General features: G+C 48.7%; 18 protein-coding genes. 17 read left to right on the forward strand and 1 reads right to left on the reverse strand.

Features of this window, described 5'->3' with window-relative positions; genetic code table 11:
* Positions 1-7 precede the first annotated feature (7 nt).
* The 11 genes from nirD to P255_RS00245 all read left to right on the forward strand — a co-directional run bounded on the left by nirD (position 8) and on the right by P255_RS00245 (position 11288).
* Entirely contained in the window at positions 8-1618 is a 1611-nt protein-coding gene (gene nirD, locus P255_RS00195; RefSeq protein ID WP_004898805.1) for a nitrite reductase small subunit NirD, read from the forward strand.
* A 122-nt stretch (positions 1619-1740) separates the two neighbouring features.
* Positions 1741-4509, forward strand: coding sequence for a nitrate reductase (locus P255_RS00200; RefSeq protein ID WP_004898807.1), 2769 nt, complete (start codon positions 1741-1743; stop codon positions 4507-4509).
* Positions 4502-5116: a molybdenum cofactor guanylyltransferase gene (gene mobA, locus P255_RS00205; RefSeq protein ID WP_004898808.1), complete on the forward strand. Its 615-nt coding sequence runs from the start codon at positions 4502-4504 to the stop codon at positions 5114-5116. The genes P255_RS00200 and mobA overlap by 8 nt, the downstream gene beginning before the upstream one ends.
* A 105-nt stretch (positions 5117-5221) precedes the next feature.
* The gene (gene moaA, locus P255_RS00210; protein ID WP_004898810.1) at positions 5222-6229 is read left to right on the forward strand and encodes a GTP 3',8-cyclase MoaA; all 1008 of its coding nucleotides are present in this window, start codon (positions 5222-5224) and stop codon (positions 6227-6229) included.
* Between the two features lies 1 nt (position 6230).
* Entirely contained in the window at positions 6231-6482 is a 252-nt protein-coding gene (locus tag P255_RS00215) for a MoaD/ThiS family protein (RefSeq protein ID WP_004898814.1), read from the forward strand.
* Positions 6483-6484: 2 nt separating this feature from the next.
* Entirely contained in the window at positions 6485-6988 is a 504-nt protein-coding gene (locus P255_RS00220; protein WP_004898816.1) for a molybdenum cofactor biosynthesis protein MoaE, read from the forward strand.
* A 29-nt stretch (positions 6989-7017) separates the two neighbouring features.
* Entirely contained in the window at positions 7018-7941 is a 924-nt protein-coding gene (gene moaCB / locus P255_RS00225; protein WP_004898819.1) for a bifunctional molybdenum cofactor biosynthesis protein MoaC/MoaB, read from the forward strand.
* Entirely contained in the window at positions 7938-9167 is a 1230-nt protein-coding gene (locus tag P255_RS00230) for a molybdopterin molybdotransferase MoeA (protein WP_004898821.1), read from the forward strand. The genes moaCB and P255_RS00230 overlap by 4 nt, the downstream gene beginning before the upstream one ends.
* A 10-nt stretch (positions 9168-9177) precedes the next feature.
* Positions 9178-9945, forward strand: coding sequence for a molybdate ABC transporter substrate-binding protein (gene modA, locus P255_RS00235; RefSeq protein ID WP_004898822.1), 768 nt, complete (start codon positions 9178-9180; stop codon positions 9943-9945).
* A gap of 11 nt (positions 9946-9956) precedes the next feature.
* Complete coding sequence (modB, locus tag P255_RS00240; RefSeq protein ID WP_004898824.1) at positions 9957-10643, forward strand: molybdate ABC transporter permease subunit; 687 nt, start codon at positions 9957-9959, stop codon at positions 10641-10643.
* Entirely contained in the window at positions 10644-11288 is a 645-nt protein-coding gene (locus tag P255_RS00245; RefSeq protein ID WP_004898827.1) for an ATP-binding cassette domain-containing protein, read from the forward strand.
* On the opposite strand, the gene P255_RS00250 is transcribed toward P255_RS00245, so the two are convergent.
* On the reverse strand, positions 11279-12499 hold the full coding sequence (locus P255_RS00250) for an MFS transporter (protein ID WP_004898829.1): 1221 nt from the start codon (positions 12497-12499) through the stop codon (positions 11279-11281). The two genes, P255_RS00245 and P255_RS00250, sit on opposite strands and share 10 nt — an antisense overlap.
* 117 nt (positions 12500-12616) lie before the next feature.
* Between P255_RS00250 and P255_RS00255 the strand changes: the two genes are divergently transcribed.
* The 6 genes from P255_RS00255 to astD all read left to right on the forward strand — a co-directional run bounded on the left by P255_RS00255 (position 12617) and on the right by astD (position 20432).
* A complete protein-coding gene (locus P255_RS00255) occupies positions 12617-13546 on the forward strand; it encodes a LysR family transcriptional regulator (protein ID WP_004898833.1) in 930 nt (309 codons plus the stop codon).
* A gap of 473 nt (positions 13547-14019) precedes the next feature.
* Positions 14020-14790 (forward strand): histidine utilization transcriptional repressor HutC, encoded by a 771-nt coding sequence (hutC, locus tag P255_RS00260; RefSeq protein WP_004898836.1) that lies wholly within the window; start codon positions 14020-14022, stop codon positions 14788-14790.
* Between the two features lie 444 nt (positions 14791-15234).
* Positions 15235-16467, forward strand: coding sequence for a Glu/Leu/Phe/Val family dehydrogenase (locus P255_RS00265; RefSeq protein ID WP_044450342.1), 1233 nt, complete (start codon positions 15235-15237; stop codon positions 16465-16467).
* A 232-nt stretch (positions 16468-16699) separates the two neighbouring features.
* Positions 16700-17914, forward strand: a complete 1215-nt coding sequence (locus P255_RS00270) for an aspartate aminotransferase family protein (protein WP_004898843.1) — start codon at positions 16700-16702, stop codon at positions 17912-17914.
* 12 nt (positions 17915-17926) lie between these two features.
* Positions 17927-18958 (forward strand): arginine N-succinyltransferase, encoded by a 1032-nt coding sequence (gene astA / locus P255_RS00275; RefSeq protein WP_004898845.1) that lies wholly within the window; start codon positions 17927-17929, stop codon positions 18956-18958.
* 1 nt (position 18959) lies between these two features.
* On the forward strand, positions 18960-20432 hold the full coding sequence (astD, locus tag P255_RS00280; protein ID WP_004898847.1) for a succinylglutamate-semialdehyde dehydrogenase: 1473 nt from the start codon (positions 18960-18962) through the stop codon (positions 20430-20432).
* Positions 20433-20439: the final 7 nt, after the last annotated feature.

Raw genomic sequence — 20439 nt, forward strand, 5'->3', positions numbered from 1 at the left:
AACAGAGATGACCAATCAGCAAATGCAAGAAATGGACTGGATTGAAATCTGCGACCTTGACGATGTGACCGCAAATACGGGCGTGGGGGCTTTGATCGCAGATCAGCCAATTGCCCTGTTTCGTGTGGGAGATGAAGCGCGCGTGTATGCCTTGAGCGCACGTGATCCGTTTAGCCAAGCCAATGTCATGGCACGTGGCATTTTGGGGGATATTCAGGGTGAGCGCGTGGTGGCATCACCTTTGTATAAACAGCATTTTAGCTTGGCAACAGGGCGTTGCCTTGAAGACAGCACCCAGCATTTGGCGGTGTATCCGAGCAAGGTTGAAGATGGTCGGGTGTTTGTCTGTAGCCAGCCGATGAAAACCTATTTGACCAGTAACGGACAGCAACAGGACAAACAGTCTTTGGTGCTGGTGGGCAATGGTTTGGCAGGCATGCGCTGTCTGGAAGATTTGCTGGATATGGCACCTGATCGCTACGAGATTACCGTGATCGGGGAAGAACCGTGGGGCAACTACAACCGCATCATGCTGTCACCTGTGTTGTCAGGCGAGAAAAAAATCGAAGACATCATGCTGCACAGCCCAGCGTGGTACGCCGAAAAAAATATCCGTTTTATTGCCGATGATCTTGCGATCAACATTGACCGCAGCCATAAAACCGTCACTACACAAAAAGGTGAAGTGGTCGCTTATGACCGCCTGATTTTGGCGACAGGCTCAAAACCGTTTATTCCACCTGTAGATGGTGCGGAGTTGGGCGGTGTGCTGAGCTTCCGCGACATTTACGATGTCAACCAAATGATTGAATGCAGCCAAAGCCAACGTGATGCCGTGGTGATTGGTGGTGGTTTGCTGGGGCTTGAAGCGGCGTATGGTTTAAAACGCCGTGGCATGAATGTGACGGTGTTGCATTTAACTTCGCACATTATGGATCGTCAGTTGGATGCCTGTGCCAGTGCTATGCTCAAAGCCAGCATTGAAGCCAAAGGCATTCGCGTGATCACTTCGGCATTTACCCAGCGTTTGGTGGGTAATGATGCGGGGCAAGTTACCCAAGTTGAACTGCAAGATGGCACGATTATTCCTGCCGACTTGGTGGTGTTTGCTGTGGGTATTCGCCCGAATATTGCCTTGGCACAGCAGGCAGGCTTGCGCTGCAACCGTGGCGTACTGGTGAATGACACCATGCAGACTTTCGACCCGAGCATTTATGCGGTCGGGGAATGTATCGAGCACCGCGGGCAGACCTTTGGTTTGGTAGAGCCGCTGTGGGGACAAGCCTTTATCTGTGCTTCACATCTGGCAGAACATGGCAGCCTGACTTTTGCCGCGCAGCCTGTACCGACCCAGCTTAAAGTCAGTGGTTGCGATGTGTTCTCGGCAGGCAACTTTGCCCCTGAAGATGATTTTGAAGAAATCCTGCTGCACGACGACAAACGTCAGATTTATAAACGCATCATCATTCAGGACAACAAGGTTGTCGGTGCCGTGTTGTTTGGCGACACCGAAGATGGCATGTGGTATGCCGAGCTGATTGCAGATCAGACGCCGATTCATCCGTTTAGGAACAAACTGCTGTTTGGTAAAGATTTTGCATTAAAACAAGCAGGTTAATGATTAAAAAAAGCTTCTTTCATCGTTATTTACACCCTCTTTATATTTCTCCCATAGGGAGAAATAAAAGGGATTGATGAAAGAAGTCTATAGAGGTTGGATTTGGCAGCGTGGAACACGGTATGAATAGCATTGCAATGGTAGAACAGCCTCAGCACGGTGACATCCAGACCACTTTCAGCACCTGCCCATATTGTGGTGTGGGCTGTGGGGTGCAGGTCGATGTGACTCAGACTGCACACGGGCAACAAGTGACAGTGCAAGGGGATGCCCAACATCCATCTAATTTTGGGCGTCTGTGTATTAAAGGCAGTCATTTGGCCGATACACTGGGTTTGCAGACCCGTGTGCTTGAGCCGATGCAGGGGCGTCAAGCTGCACGCCGCCCGAGCAGTTGGGATGCTGCCTTGAGTCAGATTGCCGAGCGTTTTCAGGACAGTATTGACCAGTATGGAGCAGACAGCGTTGCCTTTTATGTCTCAGGGCAACTGTTGACCGAAGACTATTATGTGGTCAACAAATTCGTCAAAGGTTACTTGGGCACCGCCAATATCGACACCAATTCGCGCCTGTGCATGTCCTCGGCAGTGGCAGCACACAAACGTAGTTTTGGCGAAGACCTTGTGCCTGCCAGTTATGTGGATTTTGAACAGACCAAAATGGTGGTGCTAGTCGGTTCCAACACCGCATGGTGTCACCCTGTATTGTATCAGCGCATCATGCAAGCCAAAGCCGAACGGGATCTGTTTGTGGTGGTGATTGATCCGCGCTTTACCGCCACCTGTGAGCAGGCAGATTTACATCTGCCGATTTTACCGGGGCAAGATGTCAGCCTGTTCAATGGTTTATTGCAATATTTATATCAACATGGTTATGCCGACATCAGTTTTATTGAGCGCTATACCGACAATCTGAATGCAGCTTTACAAGCCAGTCAGGGCGAAACTGATTTGGCCGATCTGGCGCAGCGTACAGGCATCCAACTGGACAAGTTACAGCTATTTTTTGAAAAATTTGCGCAAACTTCACAGGTGATGAGCCTGTTTTCCATGGGCGTGAACCAGTCCTCGCAAGGCGTGAATAAAGCCAATGCGATTATTAACTGTCACTTGCTGACAGGTAAAATCGGACGTACAGGCGCAGCGCCATTTTCCATGACAGGGCAGCCGAATGCCATGGGCGGACGTGAAGTCGGTGGCTTGGCGAATATGCTGGCTGCACATTTGGATGTCGATAACGCTGAGCATCAGCAACTGGTGCAAGAGTTTTGGCAAAGCCCGAAAATTGCCACCAAGGCAGGCTTAAAAGCCGTGGATTTGTTTGAAGCAGTTGAGCAGGGTAAGATCAAGGCTTTGTGGATTATGGCGACCAACCCTGTGGTCAGCTTGCCGAATGCCGATCAGGTCAAACGCGCTTTGGAAAAATGCGAATTTGTGGTGGTGTCGGATATTTGCCAAGACACAGACACCACCCAATATGCCGACATTTTATTGCCTGCTTTAGGGTGGGGTGAAAAAGATGGCACAGTGACCAATTCCGAGCGCCGTATTTCACGTCAGCGTGCGTTTTTGGGTGCGCCTGCTCAAGCCAAAGCCGACTGGTGGGCGGTGGCACAAGTCGCACAAAAAATGGGCTTTTCAGGTTTCGATTTTCAGTCCTCGCATGAGATTTTCCTTGAGCATGCCCGACTCTCTGCCTATCAAAACAGTGATCTAGCAGGGCGTGAGCAGTGCCACACGTTCCGTTATTTTAACTTGGCAGGGCTGAGCGAACTCAGCGCTGAAGATTATCAGCAATTGCAGCCGATTCAGTGGCCGGTGTGGCAGCAACCTCAAGCACAGGAACGTCTGTTTGCACAGGGTCAGTTCAGCTTTGCATCGGGTAAAGCCAAATTTGTGGCAACTGCGCCTGTTGCGCCTGTCCATGCGCTGAGCCGTGACTATCCCCTGATTTTAAATACAGGGCGCATCCGTGATCAGTGGCATACCATGACCCGCACAGGATTGGCGCCTGCATTGGCGAATCACCGTGCCGAAGCCTTTTGTGAAATTCATCCGCAAGATGCGCTGAAATACGGGATTGCCGAGCAGGGTTTGGTCGAAGTGTTTTCAACCTGGGGCAAGTGTGTGTTGCGGGCGCAGTTCTCGCAAGGTGTGCGCCGTGGGCAGATTTTTGCGCCGATTCACTGGACTGAGCAGTTCGCCTCCGATGCGCGGATTGGCAAGGTGGTCAACCCTGTGGTGGATGCGATTTCAGGTGAACCTGAATTTAAACATACTCCTGTGATGGTGCAGCCATTTCATAGTCGCTGGCAGGGCGTGTGTTTTATTCGTGAGGAATATCTGGCACAGGTACGTGACTCGATTCAGTCGATGAGCTGGTGGAATAAAGTCACCACGCCGTATGCCGCGCAATATGAGCTGGCAGGGCGACAAAGCTTTAATGACATCACCAGTAACATCAAGGCATTACTGAATTTTGATGATGACAGTCTGGAGTGGCTGGATCTGAAAGATCAGAGCCAGCATTTGTGTCATATCGTGGTACTCAAAGACAACCGTCTGGTGGCTTGTTTGTACATTTCCGACAAAGCTTTTCTGCCTGATCGGGCATGGATTGCCAGCCTGTTTAAACGCGAACGTTTGAGTGCCATGCACCGTAAAGCCTTGCTGGCAGCTGCACCGATGAATGCTAGCAGCAGTGATGGGCCGCTGGTGTGTAGCTGTTTTAAAGTCGGTAAAAACCGCATTCTTGAGGTGATCAAAACCCAAAATATCACCCATGAGAAACAGGTGACGGCCTGCTTAAAAGCAGGCGGCAATTGTGGTTCGTGCCTGCCTGAAATTCGTGGCTTAATTCAATCGTGCCAACAGGAGCTTGCCCATGACTGATGCACATGACCCCGTCACCGATTTGGTGATTTTGGCAGGTGGGCAAGCCCGCCGCATGCAGGGCTTAAACAAGTTATTGCAGTGTTTTGACAAGCAAATTCAACTGTTAAAAATCTCGCAGCATTTTCGGGGCAAGGTGCAGCAGCAGTGGATTAACAGCAACCGCGACCATCGTATTTATCAGCATATGGTGCCGAACATTCGCAGTTTTCAGGACGATGAATCGGGTTTTTTAGGCCCGCTCATGGGGCTGAAAAGTGCATGGCGACATGTCCAAGCCGACTATGTGCTGTGTGTGCCTTGCGATGTCACCTATTTGCCCAAATCCGTACTCAGAAAACTGCATCAGACACTGGTGCAGCACCCTGAAGCCGACGTAGCTTATGTGGAAATCAATGGCGCGGCGCTGTATCCATTTTGCTTGTTAAAACGCAGTAGTTTGCCCATCTTGAGTGCTCAGATCCAACGGGGTGAATTAAGCCTGAAAAAATGCTTTAAATTGATGCATGCACAGGCCGTCAAGTTTCGCAAACATGCACTGATTTTTCACAGTATTAATTCATTCGACGAATTACAACAATACAAACAGTTGAATGTATTGCTTTAGTGCAGAGTTGGAATATTTCTTGCATCAATACAGATCATAAAAGATGCGCGGGGCTTTGCCCGATTTGCCTATCTTTCTTTTTTAAACGCTTGGAGTGATCCGTGCATGATGCAGCCTGCCAGTTCATGGATTGACCAGTTCGGTCGCCAAAAACGCAAACTGAGAATTTCAGTGACCGATCGCTGCAATTTCAAGTGCCTGTATTGCATGCCAGAGCATCCCGAATGGATGGACAAACACAGCTTACTCAGTTTTGAAGATTTGTATGCGTTTTGCCAGTTTATGGTTGAACGTGGCATCGACAGCCTGCGCATAACAGGCGGCGAACCGTTGATGCGTCAGGGCGTGGTGCATTTTATAGAACAGTTACAATCGCTCAGGGCACTGGGCTTAAAACGCATTGCCATGACCAGCAACGGGCACTATCTGACCAAATATGCCGATGCCTTAAAACAGGCAGGTCTAGATGATCTCAATATCAGTCTGGACAGTGTTGATTCACAACTTTTTCAACAGTTGACTCAGCGTGAGCTTGCGCCTGTATTGGCAGGCATTGCTGCGGCACAGCAGGCAGGGCTGTCGATTAAAATCAACACCGTGCTGATGCAGGGCATCAACGATTCACAAATTTTACCGCTTGTGGCGTGGGCCAAACAGCAGCAGTTACCGCTGCGTTTTATTGAATATATGCCGCTGGATGGTGATGCACAGTGGCAACGTCAGCAGGTGGTGACCGAGCAGCAGATTTTGCAACAGCTTGCACCACATTATCAGATTGAAGCTTTGCCACAAGACCAATCGCCTGCGCGAATCTACCGTTTAGACCAAACTTATGATGTGGGGATTATTTCCACCATTAGCCATGCTTTTTGTGGGCAATGTGACCGTATTCGCCTAACGGCTCAGGGTGAGCTGTATAACTGTTTGTTTGCACCACAAGGCATTGCGCTCAAGTCCGAGATTCAGGCATTAGCAGCGCATTCCGATGTTGCCCGTGACCAGTTACAGCAACGCATTGCCGAATATATCTGGTACAAGAAATCGGGTTTTCATGCCATTCATGCCCAAGCGCATTCCCCTCGAAAAATCAGTATGCATATGCTTGGAGGCTAACATGCAAAAAATTTCCGTGCAGATTGAAGGTTTTGGCGCAGTGACGCGCTGGCTGCCGAGCGATCTTCAGCTTGAGTTCGATGCTCCTGTACACATTGCAGCAGTGCTTGAGCAGCTCGGTCAGCAGTATCCGCAGGCACAGGCCTCGATTCAGCAATGTGCCTGTGCTATTGCTGACCGTTTGGTGTCGCGTCAGGATGCTTTAAATACAGACAGCTCTTTGGTGTTGTTGTCACCTGTGGCGGGAGGATAAATATGGATTTTGCCCGAATTCGGAATCAGGATTTAAGCCTCGATTGTTTCGCTCCGATTGCAGATTTTCCAGCGTGTGGCGGGATTGGCAGTTTTATTGGGGTGGTACGCAATCATCATGCAGGACGTTCAGTCGATGCGCTGTGTTATACCGCTTATGCACCTTTGGCCGAGAAAATGATTCGGCAGATTGAACAGGAAGTGCAAGCCAAATATGCGGTGCAGTATGTGCGGGTGGTACATCGGGTCGGCAAACTTGGGATTGGTGGTAAAGCCATTATTGCCTTGGCTTATGCGGAACACCGCCGTGAAGCATTTGCCGCTTGCGAAGAAGCAGTGGAACGGGTCAAGCATGAAGTGCCTGTGTGGAAAGAAGAATTTTATAGTGATGGCACGAGCCAGTTTGTGACAGGCTGCTGTATTCGTAAAGACTACAGTGCCGAGGAGCATGAGCATTCAGGTCATTCGCATGCACATAGCCATAGCCATGCCCATTCCCAGCATTAACCCAATTTTCTTATTTGAGAACCATCATCATGAAAAATGTTGCCATGAAAGCCGAGAGTTATCGGATTGCAGAAGCCCAAGCAGTGCTGTCTGCGCCGCCGCATTGTATTGAACTCTTACGGCAGGGCAATACGGAAAAAGGTGATGCACTCAAAACCGCACGCATTGCAGGGATTTTAGCGGCCAAGCGGACTGATGAGCTGATTCCGCTGTGCCATCCATTGCCGATTTACCGTGCCGATGTTGAATTTGAACTGCATGATGCCGCAGTAACCATTGTGGCAACCGTGGAAACCATCGGGCCAACGGGGGTGGAAATGGAAGCCTTGACTGCCGCTAGCCTTGCGGCATTGACCTTGTATGACATGCTGAAACCGCACTGTGAGCCTGAAGACTTACAGATGGATCAGTGCCGATTACTCAAGAAAAAAGGCGGAAAATCGCATTTTGTGCGTCAATTAAAACATAGCCTACAAGCGTCGGTGATTGTGCTGTCCGATACGGTTGCTGCGGGCAAAAAACCTGACACTGCAGGGCAGAGCGTCATGCAGATGTTGCAAGAGGCGAATTTTAATGAGATTGCCTATCAGGTGATTGCCGATGATCCTACTGCGTTGCTGGCCTTGATCGAACAGCAAAAAAATCATTATCCGCTGATTGTCACCGTAGGCGGTACAGGCTTAGGCCCGAAAGATTTGACCATAGAAACCTTGCAGCCCTTATTGCAACGTGAAATTCCGGGATTGATGGAAGCGGCGCGCAGTTTTGGACAAAAACGCACCCCGTATGCCGCCTTGTCACGTGGTGTGGCGGGTTATATCGAGCACAGTCTGGTGATTACCCTGCCAGGCAGTCGTGGTGGCGCGAGTGAATCGTTGACCGCGATTTTACCTGCATTGGTGCATCTGTTTGATGTACAAAAAAATATCCCACATGCGGGAGGTTATCAATGAGTGGCTGCGGCGCAGAACATGGGCTGATTTCGATTGATCAGGCATTGGCACTGATTGCACAAACCGTTCAGCCGTTGGGTCGTGAGCCTGTATCTGTCGAGCAGGCATTGCAGCGCATTTTGGTAGATGATGTGCATGCCCCTGTGGCATTGCCGATTTTTTCCCAAAGTGCAGTGGATGGCTATGCACTGGCAGCCGCACGGCATCCGATTGATGCAGGGCAATGCTTTCAGGTGATGGGCGAAGTCCGTGCTGGTCAAGTGGCAGATGTGGTACTTGAAGTTGGGCAAGCGGTACGGATTTTTACAGGCGGCAAAATTCCCGAAGGTACAACCACGGTGGCGCGTCAGGAAATTGTACAGCTCCACGTGGAACAACAGATTGAACTGACCGACGATCTGGCGAAGCATGCCGATATTCGCGATGCAGGCGAAGAAGTACAGGCAGGGCAAGTGCTCGCCACTCAAGGGCAGTCTTTGGGTGTCGGGGCGATTGCTGCACTGTGTATGGCAGGTGTGCAACACGTTTCAGTGTATCGCCAAGCCAAAATTGCGGTGGTGGTGACGGGGGATGAGGTCGCTAGCCATGTCGATGAATTACAGCAAGGCAAAATTTTTGATGCTAATACCCCGATGCTCAAAGCATGGTGTCAGCAACATCGCTTAGATGCAGAATTTTTCTTGGTGGCGGATCAAGAAACCGCACTGACCGAGCTGCTACAGGATTTGAAATCCCGTTTTGATCTGATCATTACCACTGGTGGTGTGTCAGTCGGTGATTATGATTTTGTCCGACCTGTGGCACTGAACTTGGGTTTTCAGCAGGTGTTCTGGAAGGTCAAACAAAAACCGGGCAAACCAATGTTTTTCGCCCATTCACAATCAGCAGAGCGCTGCTGTTATTTACTTGGATTACCGGGCAATCCTGCGGCGGTATATGTGGCGTTGCAAGTCTATGTCAGCAGTGTGCTGCGCGGACTGGCAGGGCAAAGCATTGCACCTGCATGGGTTAGCGCTGTGCTGCAACATGATCTTAAACCAGATCGCCGTGAGCGTTTTTTAAGAATGTCAGCTGAAATTCAACAGGGTCAATTACAGGTGACTGCTTTGAAAAAACAGCAGTCGCACATGCTCAGTAATTTATTCGAGAGTAATTTTTTGCTGCGAGTTCCTACCGATACGGTGCTGAGTGCAGGCACATTACTCAACGGCATTTATCTGGATTAGGATGATGAACATGCGCTTGATTTCTCAACTCAGTCTGCTACTGACGGGAACATTTGCAGCGCTGTGTGTGCAGGCAGGGGAAGTCAAAGTCTATGTCGCCGCCAGCCTGACCAATGCCGTGACCGAGATTGCCAATCTTTATCAGAAACAATATCCGAAGACCAAAGTCGTGCCTGTGTATGCGGCATCTTCTACGCTTGCCAAGCAAATCGTGGCGGGCGCACCCAGCGATATTTTCTTTTCTGCAGATCAGGACTGGATGAGTTATTTGCTGCAAAAACAGGAGGTCAGCACTCAATACGTCAAGCCTTTACTGCGCAATCAATTGGTATTGATCAGCCCGAAAAACCTGAATATCAAGGTTCAGACCAATAGCCATTTTGCCTTTGCCCAAGCCTTTAGCGGTAAGTTATGTACAGGGCAAATGGAATCGGTTCCTGTTGGTAAATACGCCAAACAGAGCCTGATCAAACTGAATTGGCTCAACAGCCTGCAAGGGCGGATTGTTGGAACAGATGATGTACGTGCTGCGCTGACCTTTGTCGAGCGTGGCGAGTGTAATGTCGGGATTGTCTATAAAACCGATGCCTTAGTGAGCCACAAAGTCAAGATTATCGGGGTACTGCCTGATAACTCGCATGATGCGGTGATTTACCCTGTAGCACTGACTAAAGCCGGAGAGCAAAATCCTGAAGCCCAACAGTTTTATCGTTTTATGAGCCACAGTGTACAAGCTTTGGCGATTTTCCAGCATTATGGCTTTAGCATTAATCGCTGATCAGGTGCAGCATGTTTTCCCCTGAAGAACTGAGTGCTCTGGCACTGTCCGCCAAAGTGGCATTGTGTGCAACCTTACTGTGTTTGCCTTTTGCGATTGCTGTGGCATGGAGTCTGGTGCATCTCCAGTTTCGGCTGAAATTTTTACTTGAAGCGTGTTTACAGTTGCCGATGGTCTTACCGCCTGTGGTGTTGGGTTATGGCTTGCTGGTGCTGTTTGGTCATCAGGGCTGGATTGGGCATGCCTTGCAACAGCTCGGGATTCAGTTGGCATTTAACTGGAAAGGTGCGGTACTGGCATCCATGGTGGTGGCATTTCCCCTCATGGTACAGCCGATCAAACTGTCATTTCAGTTGATTGATCAGCGGCTTGAACATGTGGCAGCCAGTCTAGGTGCCAATCCGTGGCAGGTGTTTTATAGCATCAGTTTGCCGATGGCGATTCCGGGCATGATTATTGGCAGCATTTTATGTTTTAGCCGCAGTCTCGGTGAGTTCGGCGCGACGATTACCTTTGTCGGAAATATCCCCGATGAAACTCGTACCGTACCGATTGCGATTTATTCGCTGCTACAACAACCCGATGGTGAACAGATGGCGCTGCGTCTGGTGATGCTGTCGGTGGCTTTGGCATTTACGGCGCTGATTGCCAATCATTTGATTTTGCAGAAATATCAACAACGTTTGGGGCGGATGTAAATGCTGAACTGTCAGTTTGAATATCGCCAAGCCGATTTTGGTTTACAGGTTGATTTGCTGACCCAAGAGCCTGTGTTGGGGATTGTTGGGGCATCGGGTTCGGGAAAATCCAGTTTTTTCAAATGCCTTGCAGGATTGCTGCAACCGCAGCAAGGTAGAATTCAGCTCAATCAACAGACTGTATTTGACAGTCAGCAAGGGATAGATGTGCCTGTGCATCAGCGTAATATTGCCTTTATTTTTCAGCAAGCCTGCCTGTTTCCGCATTTAAATGTCTTGCAAAATATTGGTTATGCCCAGCGCTGGAAAAAATCTTCGACCCCCAAATTTGCCAGTGCTTATATTGTAGAATTATTGGGTTTGGTGTCGTTATTAAAGCGCAAAGTCCATCAGCTTTCAGGCGGTGAAGCACAGCGGGTGGCGATTGCGCGGGCGCTGCTATCATCGCCTGATTTATTGTTACTGGATGAACCAACGACAGGTTTGGATCTGCAACTTCGCCAGCAGTTACTGAGTTTTTTAAATACCATTCAACAAGAACTGGCGATTCCGATGCTGTATATCACCCATCATTGGGAAGAACTGGAACAACTCAATGCCCCACAGCTTCATCTGGCTGCAGGGCGTTTGCATTATCAGGATTGAGTGGAGAGGCGTTCGACTCGTTGTAAACGGCGACCTTCAACCCAGCGAATCCATAAACTGATCAAGCCCATAATCGCTGCAAGCGTCACCACGGCTTGCCAGCCAGCCATCGCATAAGCCTTACTGCCCAGCCATGAACCCGATGCCATACCTGTAAACACACCTGTAAACAGTACCGCATTTAAACGACCGCGTGCAGTCGGTTCTAGGCTATACACCAGCGTTTGATGTGCCACCAAACTGGCTTGTAGCCCCAAGTCAAACCCAATTGCAGCAATCGCAATCAACAGTAGTTGCGCATGCATCGACAACATGGGTAACGCCCACATCGCCGCGAAAGATAGCATCACCAGTGCAGCGCCGAGTTGGGTCACCCGATGCGAACCATAACGGTCAGACAATGACCCTGCAATCGGTGCAGCCAAAGCACCTGCCGCACCTGCAATCCCAAAACCACCTGCTGCTGCACTGCCCAAGTGATAATGCTCCGCCAACATCACTGCAAGGGTCGACCAAAAGGCACTAAAGGCAACCGAAAGCAGACCTTGAGCCAGTGCCGCACGGCGTAAAGCAGGATACTGTTGCCACAAATGCCGCATTGAACCGAGTAAGGCAAAGTAACTGAGCTGTGCATGCGGTTGAAAGCGTGGCAGTACCCGCCATAAACCGTTTGCCACCACAAAGACACTGATTGCTGCCAGTTGGTACATGGCACGCCAGCCCCAGTAGGCTGCAATCACTCCACTGACGGTTCTCGACAATAAAATCCCCAATAACAGCCCTGTCATCACAGTGCCGACAAATTTACCTTGCTGCCCCGCAGGCGCGAGAATTGCTGCACTTGGGACAATGTCCTGTGCCATGGTTGCCGTAATGCCGACCACCAGACTAAACAGCAGCACACTGTAGAGCCCCTGACTCAGACTGAGTACCAATAAAGACACAATCAGCAACAGGCTTTTGATCAGAATCAGCACACGGCGATCATAGCGGTCGCCTAGTGGAATCAGGAAGAAAATCCCCAAAGCATAGCCGATTTGGGTCAGCATCGGAATCAGCCCTAAATTACCAACCGCGATATGCAAGTCACTGGCAAATAACGGCAAAATCGGTTGAGCATAGTACAGGCATGCCACGGCAATACCTGCACCTGTTGCCAGCATAAATACCAATAAGGACGAAACGGATCGGGTGGGGGCAGCAGTAGTCATAATGGCAATCTCTTGATCGGGGCAGGAACAGACGGCTATTTTTGGACAAATGGCGGCATTGTGGTAGCGGTGGTCATGGTAAAATAGTTATACGCCAAACGTATAACCATAACCAAAATGAAATCTCTTGAACGTATAGATCGGCTGGAACTGCTGCATACCCTGATTCGGATTGTTGAAACAGGTTCACTCTCGGGAGCGGCACGTCAGCTTGAAGTCTCGCAGGCAACTGTGAGTCGGCGTTTAAGTACGCTGGAGCAACTGCTTGGGGTAAAATTGCTGCTACGCACCACGCATGCGACCAAACTCACCGATGATGGCGAGCGCTGTTATCAGCATGCCAAAAACCTGATTGATGACTGGCTGAATCTGGAAGATGAGCTGAAACAGGTGGCGGATGAACCTGTCGGTTTGCTACGGGTACGTGCCCCACATGCCTTTGGACAACAGCAATTGTTGCTGCCTGTTCTGGATTTTTTAAAGCGCTATCCTGCACTGAATATCGAATGGCGACTCAGTGATGCCGCACCTGATTTTTTGGCGGATCATATCGACTGTGCGATTCATGTCGGTTTTGAACCTGACCCGAATACAGTGGCAATTTTACTGGCCGAAGTGCCACGGATTATGGTGGCAAGCCCTGAGCTGTTGGTACGTTTACCTAAGATTGAAAAGATTGAAGATTTACAAGATTTCCCTTGGCTGGAACTCAGTACTTATTATCGGCATGAAATTCACCTAAAAAATCAACTCACGCAGCAAACTCAGCGTGTGCCGATCCAGTCTAGGCTTAGTACAGACAGTTTATTTGTCCTGAAAAATGCGGCATTGCAGGGCATAGGTGTCGCCCTGATTTCCAGTTGGCTGGCTGCAGATGCACTGGCAGAAGGGACACTGGTGAATATTCTGCCCGAGTGGCAAGCAGCGCCTTTGCCCGTATATCTGGTGTATCCGTGGGCGCGTTATTATCCAGCACGCCTGCGGCAGTTTTTGAGTTTAATGCGCGAGGTCATGCCGACCATTTCGGGCATGCAGCAACTTAAATAAAGACAAAAATTGGTGAAAGCTAGTGAATTCAGTGATTGCTTAGAATCTATTTTCGAATTTATGGAAATGTATGATGTGCGAAAATGTCATCCGCAACTGTTTGAGGCATGATGGAATTAATAAATAATTGTTTCTGCGACAAATTTGATTATTGGTAACTACTGACGAGTTTTGTGGTGAGGAGCATTGCTCCGCAAGGTAGTTTTGACTACTTTTTCCGAAACAAAAGTAGTGATGAGCTCCAAATATTTGATTTCAATGATAAGAGCCTATTATGAGTTTATTGAAATAATGGAATTTATAATTAAACTTCTAAACTGATTTGTATTGCTTAAACAGTTTTCAAAACTGGCAATGCTGCTGATGATTTATGCTATTTTAGTAAAACTTTTACCCACTCTTGGGTAAATGGATTCATTTTGTTGGCCTATGCCCGCGCATTTTATTATTTATTGATTTTGTTCGAGTTGATCATGACTAACCGTGTCTCTAACCCACAGCAGCAAGCAGAGTTATCGCCATTGCACGACAGCCCGTTGCCGTTGTATGAACAAGTCAAACAACTGATTATTAAAAAAATCCAAGATGGAATTTGGCCAGCCAACTATAAAATTCCCTCAGAAATGGAGTTGGTCAAGTTGCTTGGCTGTAGCCGTATGACCATCAACCGTGCCTTGCGTGAACTGACCGAACAGCGCTTTCTGACCCGTATTCAGGGCGTGGGATCATTTGTGGCAGAGCGACAAAGCGAAGCGGCACTATTTCAGATCGACAACATCGCCAAAGAGATTGAAAGTCGTAACCATCGCCACCGTTCAGAGATTATTTTGCTGGAACAGATTCGCGCCAACAAGGAACAATGCCTGCAAATGCAGGTCGCGATTGGGCAGAAACTCTACCATTCGATTTTGGTGCATTTTGAAAATGATATTCCTGTACAGCTTGAAGACCGTTTGGTCAATGCCGCGCTGATTCCCAATTATATTCAGCAGGATTTTACCCAAATCACCCCGAACGATTATCTGGTGAAACGTGTGCCGATTAGTCAGGGTGAGCACATTGTGGAAGCGATTTTAGCCAATGCCAAAGAATGCAAATGGCTGGAAATCAGCAAGACCGAACCGTGCCTATTGCTCAAACGCCGTACATGGACAGGTGAACATATTGTGTCGAGTGCCCGACTGATTTATCCAGGCAGCCGTTATTATCTGAAAGGCAAATTTACCCCGACCACGCGCTACTAAGTTGTCTTGAAAATTCACGAAGTTGTACAAGTCAGATAGGATATGCACTGAAAAAATGCGTCTAAAAATTACAAAATGCTTTCGTTTAGTGCGTTAAAAATTGACGATTTTTGCTTTAAAAATGACAGTATCATGAAAATGATCATTAAAAATATTATTATAAAATAATGTCTTATTAAATTTTTTTAAAATTTTTAATTCCCTCTCTATTTTTTTAAAAAAAACTGATTTATATTTCAACTTGTATATACAAGTTTATACATATACAGGATGTAGAGAGAGTCATTTTGATGCGCTCTTTGTAGAACTTAAAGCAACGGTAGCGAGTAAATACACGTGGGAAATATGATTTCAGAACAGCTCAAGGCTGAAGCAAACCACAACAAACAGGATTTTGCCGTGGAGACTCATCTCTCTTACGCGCAGCAAAATAACAGTGCATGGATGACTTATCTGGCACAGATTGAACGGGTCAAGCCATTTCTTGGCGACCTCACCCAATATATTGATACCTTAAAAAATCCAAAGCGTGCGCTGATTGTGGATGTGCCTGTGGTGATGGATGACGGTTCAATTCGTCATTTTGAAGGCTATCGGGTACAACACAACTTGTCACGTGGGCCAGGCAAGGGCGGGATTCGTTTTCATCCCAATGTAGACCTCAATGAAGTCATGGCCTTGTCGGCATGGATGACCATTAAAACCGCTGTACTGAATTTGCCTTTCGGCGGTGCCAAAGGCGGTATTCGCGTTGATCCACGTCAGTTGTCCGATGCTGAGCTTGAACGTTTAACCCGCCGTTATACCAGTGAAGTCAGCCATATTATTGGCCCGCAAAAAGACATTCCTGCGCCTGATGTTGGCACCAATCCGCGCGTCATGGCTTGGGTTATGGACACTTATTCGATTGAACAAGGGCATACCGTGACAGGTGTGGTGACAGGTAAACCTGTACATCTGGGTGGTTCACTTGGACGAGTGAAAGCCACAGGACGCGGTGTGTTTGTGACAGGTTGTCAGATTGCACAGAAAATTGGTCTGCCTATTGCGGGCAGTCGTGTCGCTGTACAAGGCTTTGGTAATGTTGGCAGTGAAGCGGCGATTTTGTTTGCTGAAACTGGTGCGAAAGTGGTGTGTGTACAAGACCACACGGGCACAATTTTCAATGAAGCAGGTTTAAATACTCAAGCTTTACAACAGCATGTGCAGCAGCATGGTGGCGTGGCAGGTTTTGCCGATGCGACTGAAATTGAAGCAGAAGCATTTTGGGATGTTCAGGCCGAGATCCTAATTCCGGCGGCACTCGAAGGGCAAATTACCGCAGAACGCGCAGAAAAATTACAGGCGCGTTTGGTGCTCGAAGGGGCAAATGGCCCAACCTACCCAGAAGCGGATGATATTTTGCATCGTCGTGGTGTGATTGTGGTGCCTGATGTGATCTGTAATGCAGGCGGTGTCACGGTGAGTTACTTTGAGTGGGTGCAGGACATGTCGAGCTTCTTCTGGAGTGAAACCGAAATTAACCAGCGTCTGGACACCATCATGCGTGATGCCGTTGCCGATGTCTGGAACAAGGCACAAGAAAAGAACTGCAACTTGCGTACCTCAGCCTATATTTTGGCGTGTGAACGTATTTTGATGGCACGCAAGGAACGCGGTATTTACCCAGGAAAATAATTCACGACGAACTGTGCCTGAGTGGTGCAATCCACAAATTTTCTCAGTTTAAAGTAGGGGTGAAAATTTCCCCCTATGCATCATCTGATGGCAAGCTCACTTGCCTTCAGACCTCTATGAACAGGGCACTAAACGGTTTAGTCCCACATAGAACAAACGCGACACAATGCTGCCGTGACTTGTTTGGTGCATAAAATGAAATTGGCTATTTTTCAATAAATTAGAGGTTAATATGAATCAGCCAATGACGATTACCCGAAATGACTTTAACCAGTGGATGGTGCCTGTGTTTGCGCCTGCCAATTTTATTTTGGTACGTGGCGAAGGTTCACGTGTCTGGGATCAGCAAGGTAAGGAATATATTGATTTTGCTGGGGGAATCGCGGTCAATGCATTGGGGCATGCCCATCCTGTTGCGATTCAGGCGTTAACTGAGCAGGCACAAAAACTCTGGCATATTGGCAACGGTTACACCAACGAGCCTGTTTTACGTTTGGCAAAACAACTCACCGATTCAACGTTTGCCGAAAAAGTCTTTTTTGCCAACTCAGGCGCGGAAGCCAACGAAGCGGCGCTGAAACTGGCACGTAAATATGGCAATGACAGTGGTGTGGAAGGCAAAAATCAGATTGTGGCGTTTAACAATGCCTTTCACGGTCGTACTTTATTTACCGTGACTGCAGGCGGTCAGCCGAAGTATTCGCAAGATTTTGCACCGTTGCCAGAAGGCATTCAGCATGTGGCGTATAATGATTTGAACGCTGCGGCTGCGGTGATTAATGACCAAACCTGTGCCGTGATTGTTGAGCCGATTCAGGGTGAAGGCGGCGTGTTGCCTGCCGATGTGGAATTTTTAAAAGGCTTGCGTGAACTGTGTGACCGTCACAATGCCTTACTGATTTTTGATGAAGTGCAAACAGGTGTGGGTCGTACAGGTGCGTTGTATGCCTATATGAATACCGATGTTGTACCTGATGTGTTGACCACAGCCAAAGCCTTGGGTGGCGGTTTCCCGATAGGGGCAATGCTGACCACCGACGCCTTGGCAAAAGTACTTACTGTGGGTTCACACGGCACAACTTACGGTGGTAACCCGTTGGCATGTGCGGTTGCCAATGCCGTGTTTGACTATATCAACAGCCCTGAAGTGCTGGAAGGTGTGAAAGCACGTCATCAGCAGTTTGTGGCAGGCATTGAAGCGATTAATGCCAAATATCCAGTCTTTAGCCAAGTGCGTGGCGAAGGTCTGTTGATCGGCTGTGTGCTGAAAGACGAATACGCAGGTCAAGCAAAACAAGTCACCAACCTCGCTGCCGAAGAAGGATTATTGGCACTGGTGGCAGGCACAGACGTAGTACGTTTTACCCCATCGCTGATTATCCCTGAAGCGGATATCATCGAAGGATTACAACGCTTTGAACGTGCTGTTGCCCGTCTCGTAAAATAAGGATATTGCCCCATGATGATCGTACGCCACGCCGAGCACCGCGATTTAGACGACATTTATCAGCTTGCCACCAAGGCAGGCACAGGCTTGACTTCCTTGCCTCCCAATAAAGATATCTTGTCGGCACGAATCGAACGTACCCGTAACACCTTAAACGGTGAAGCCAGCAAACATGAACAGGGTTATCTGTTTGTGCTGGAAGACCAGTCCAATGGACGTGTAGTCGGGGTCAGTGCCTTGGAAGTTGCGGTCGGTCTGACCGAGCCGTGGTACAACTTTCATGTGGGTACACAGGTACATGCATCGAAGGCGTTGAATGTCTATAAAGTTTTGCCAACGCTGTTTTTAAGCAATGACCACACAGGCTATAGCGAACTGTGTACTTTGTTCCTTGATCCTGATTATCGGCATAGCAACAATGGCAAATTTCTGTCGAAAATCCGCTTTTTGTTTATTGCGGCATTTCGCCAGTTTTTTCAGCAACGCCTGCTCGCAGAAATGCGTGGGGTTTCCGATGAGCAGGGGCGCTCACCATTTTGGAATGAACTCGGTAAGCACTTCTTCAATATGGATTTCTCTACTGCGGATTATTTAAGTGGTATCGGGCAAAAAGTCTTTATTGCCGAACTGATGCCACGTTATCCGCTGTATGTAGACTTGCTGCCTGAGAGCGCACGCAATGTGATTGGCAAGGTGCATCCACAAACCTTGCCTGCCTACCACGTGCTGGAGGCAGAAGGTCTGCGTTATCAGGGTTATGTCGATATTTTTGATGCAGGTCCGACTATTGAAGCCGAACTGGATGACTTGCGCGCAGTCAAAGACAGTCGTCTGGTGACTGTGAAAATTGGTGCGGTCGACAGCAAAAAATCTCCTTCTCATTATTTAGTTGCAAACGATGCGTACTACGACTATCGCGCCTTGCTGATCCAAGGTCAGTTACACGATGAAATGCTGTATTTAACTGCCGAGCAGGCACAGCAGCTTGAAGTGATAGAAGGGCAGTCCGTCCGTATTTTGGCACTTAATCCATTGGAAAAATAACATGTCAGAACAAGCTTTATATATTGCAGGAACATGGCTGCAAGGGCGAGGTACGTCCTTAGAAAAAACCAACCCTATAACTAACCAATTGATTTGGAAGTCAAATTCAGCAAATTCAGCCGATGTGGATGCCGCCTGTCAGGCCGCCCGCAGCGCATTTAAACACTGGGCACGTCAAAGTCTGGACGCGCGGGTTGAAGTGGTACAACGCTTTGCCAGTTTGCTGGAGCAAAACAAAAACCAGTTGGCGGAAGTGATTAGTCAGGAAACCAGTAAACCGTACTGGGAAACCTTGACCGAAGTGCAAGCCATGATCGGTAAAGTGGCGATTTCGCTACGTGCCTATGAACAGCGTACAGGTGAAAGTAGCACAACCATGGCAGATGGCGTGGCATCGTTACGTCACCGTCCACATGGTGTGCTGGCAGTGTTTGGTCCGTATAACTTCCCTGGGCATTTACCCAATGGGCACATTGTCCCTGCACTGATTGCAGGCAACAGCATCGTGTTTAAACCGAGTGAACTGACCCCGTGGACAGCCGAAGAAACCGTAAAGTTATGGCAACAGGCAGGTTTGCCAAATGGTGTATTGAACTTGGTTCAAGGTGGTCGTGAAACAGGTGAAGCCCTTGCACAACACCCTGAAATTGATGGTTTATTGTTTACAGGTAGCGCCAACACAGGCTACCAGTTGAACCGTCAGTTGGCAGGTGCACCTGAGAAAATCTTGGCACTGGAAATGGGCGGCAACAATGCGCTGATCGTGGAAGATTTTGAAAATGTCGATGCTGCGGTGAATGTCGCGATTCAGTCTGCCTTTATTTCTGCGGGACAACGCTGCACCTGTGCGCGTCGTATTTTGGTGAAACGTGGCGCACAAGGCGATGCCTTCATTCAGCGTTTGGTTGAGGTGGCTGGCAAGTTACAGATTGGTGCTTGGGATGCTGAACCACAACCATTTATGGGGGGCGTGATTTCATCGGCTGCGGCGGAGCGCATGTTACAGGCACAGCAAGCCCTTCTGGATTTGGGTGCAACGTCACTGCTCACCATGACTCGTTTACAAGCCGACAGCAGCTTACTCAGCGCAGGCATTTTAGAGGTGACAGGCGTTGCGAATGTGCCTGATGAAGAATATTTCGGCCCATTGACCTGCGTTCAGCGTTATGACGATTTTGCACAGGCGGTAGAGCTTGCGAACAAAACCCGTTTTGGCTTGGCAGTTGGTTTGATTGCAACGCAACGCGCATTGTTTGATGAGCTGTTGATTGAAGCCCGTGCAGGGATTGTTAACTGGAACAAACCATTAACAGGTGCATCCAGTGCTGCACCATTTGGTGGTGTCGGTGCATCGGGCAACCACCGTCCAAGTGCTTTCTATGCAGCGGACTACTGCGCATGGCCTATGGCATCGTTGGAAACTGACAGCCTGAGCCTGCCTGAAAAATTAACACCAGGGTTGGTGTTGGAATAAGCCACGG

This window comes from Acinetobacter brisouii CIP 110357 (genome assembly GCF_000488275.1).
In the GTDB taxonomy this organism is placed as follows: Bacteria; Pseudomonadota; Gammaproteobacteria; order Pseudomonadales; family Moraxellaceae; genus Acinetobacter; species Acinetobacter brisouii.

Coding starts and splice junctions, on each gene's coding strand:
- nirD (WP_004898805.1), top strand. CDS start 8: ATGACCAATCAGCAAATGCAAGAAATGGACTGGATTGAAATCTGCGAC.
- P255_RS00200 (WP_004898807.1), top strand. CDS start 1,741: ATGAATAGCATTGCAATGGTAGAACAGCCTCAGCACGGTGACATCCAG.
- mobA (WP_004898808.1), top strand. CDS start 4,502: ATGACTGATGCACATGACCCCGTCACCGATTTGGTGATTTTGGCAGGT.
- moaA (WP_004898810.1), top strand. CDS start 5,222: ATGATGCAGCCTGCCAGTTCATGGATTGACCAGTTCGGTCGCCAAAAA.
- P255_RS00215 (WP_004898814.1), top strand. CDS start 6,231: ATGCAAAAAATTTCCGTGCAGATTGAAGGTTTTGGCGCAGTGACGCGC.
- P255_RS00220 (WP_004898816.1), top strand. CDS start 6,485: ATGGATTTTGCCCGAATTCGGAATCAGGATTTAAGCCTCGATTGTTTC.
- moaCB (WP_004898819.1), top strand. CDS start 7,018: ATGAAAAATGTTGCCATGAAAGCCGAGAGTTATCGGATTGCAGAAGCC.
- P255_RS00230 (WP_004898821.1), top strand. CDS start 7,938: ATGAGTGGCTGCGGCGCAGAACATGGGCTGATTTCGATTGATCAGGCA.
- modA (WP_004898822.1), top strand. CDS start 9,178: ATGCGCTTGATTTCTCAACTCAGTCTGCTACTGACGGGAACATTTGCA.
- modB (WP_004898824.1), top strand. CDS start 9,957: ATGTTTTCCCCTGAAGAACTGAGTGCTCTGGCACTGTCCGCCAAAGTG.
- P255_RS00245 (WP_004898827.1), top strand. CDS start 10,644: ATGCTGAACTGTCAGTTTGAATATCGCCAAGCCGATTTTGGTTTACAG.
- P255_RS00250 (WP_004898829.1), bottom strand. CDS start 12,499: ATGACTACTGCTGCCCCCACCCGATCCGTTTCGTCCTTATTGGTATTT.
- P255_RS00255 (WP_004898833.1), top strand. CDS start 12,617: ATGAAATCTCTTGAACGTATAGATCGGCTGGAACTGCTGCATACCCTG.
- hutC (WP_004898836.1), top strand. CDS start 14,020: ATGACTAACCGTGTCTCTAACCCACAGCAGCAAGCAGAGTTATCGCCA.
- P255_RS00265 (WP_044450342.1), top strand. CDS start 15,235: ATGACTTATCTGGCACAGATTGAACGGGTCAAGCCATTTCTTGGCGAC.
- P255_RS00270 (WP_004898843.1), top strand. CDS start 16,700: ATGAATCAGCCAATGACGATTACCCGAAATGACTTTAACCAGTGGATG.
- astA (WP_004898845.1), top strand. CDS start 17,927: ATGATGATCGTACGCCACGCCGAGCACCGCGATTTAGACGACATTTAT.
- astD (WP_004898847.1), top strand. CDS start 18,960: ATGTCAGAACAAGCTTTATATATTGCAGGAACATGGCTGCAAGGGCGA.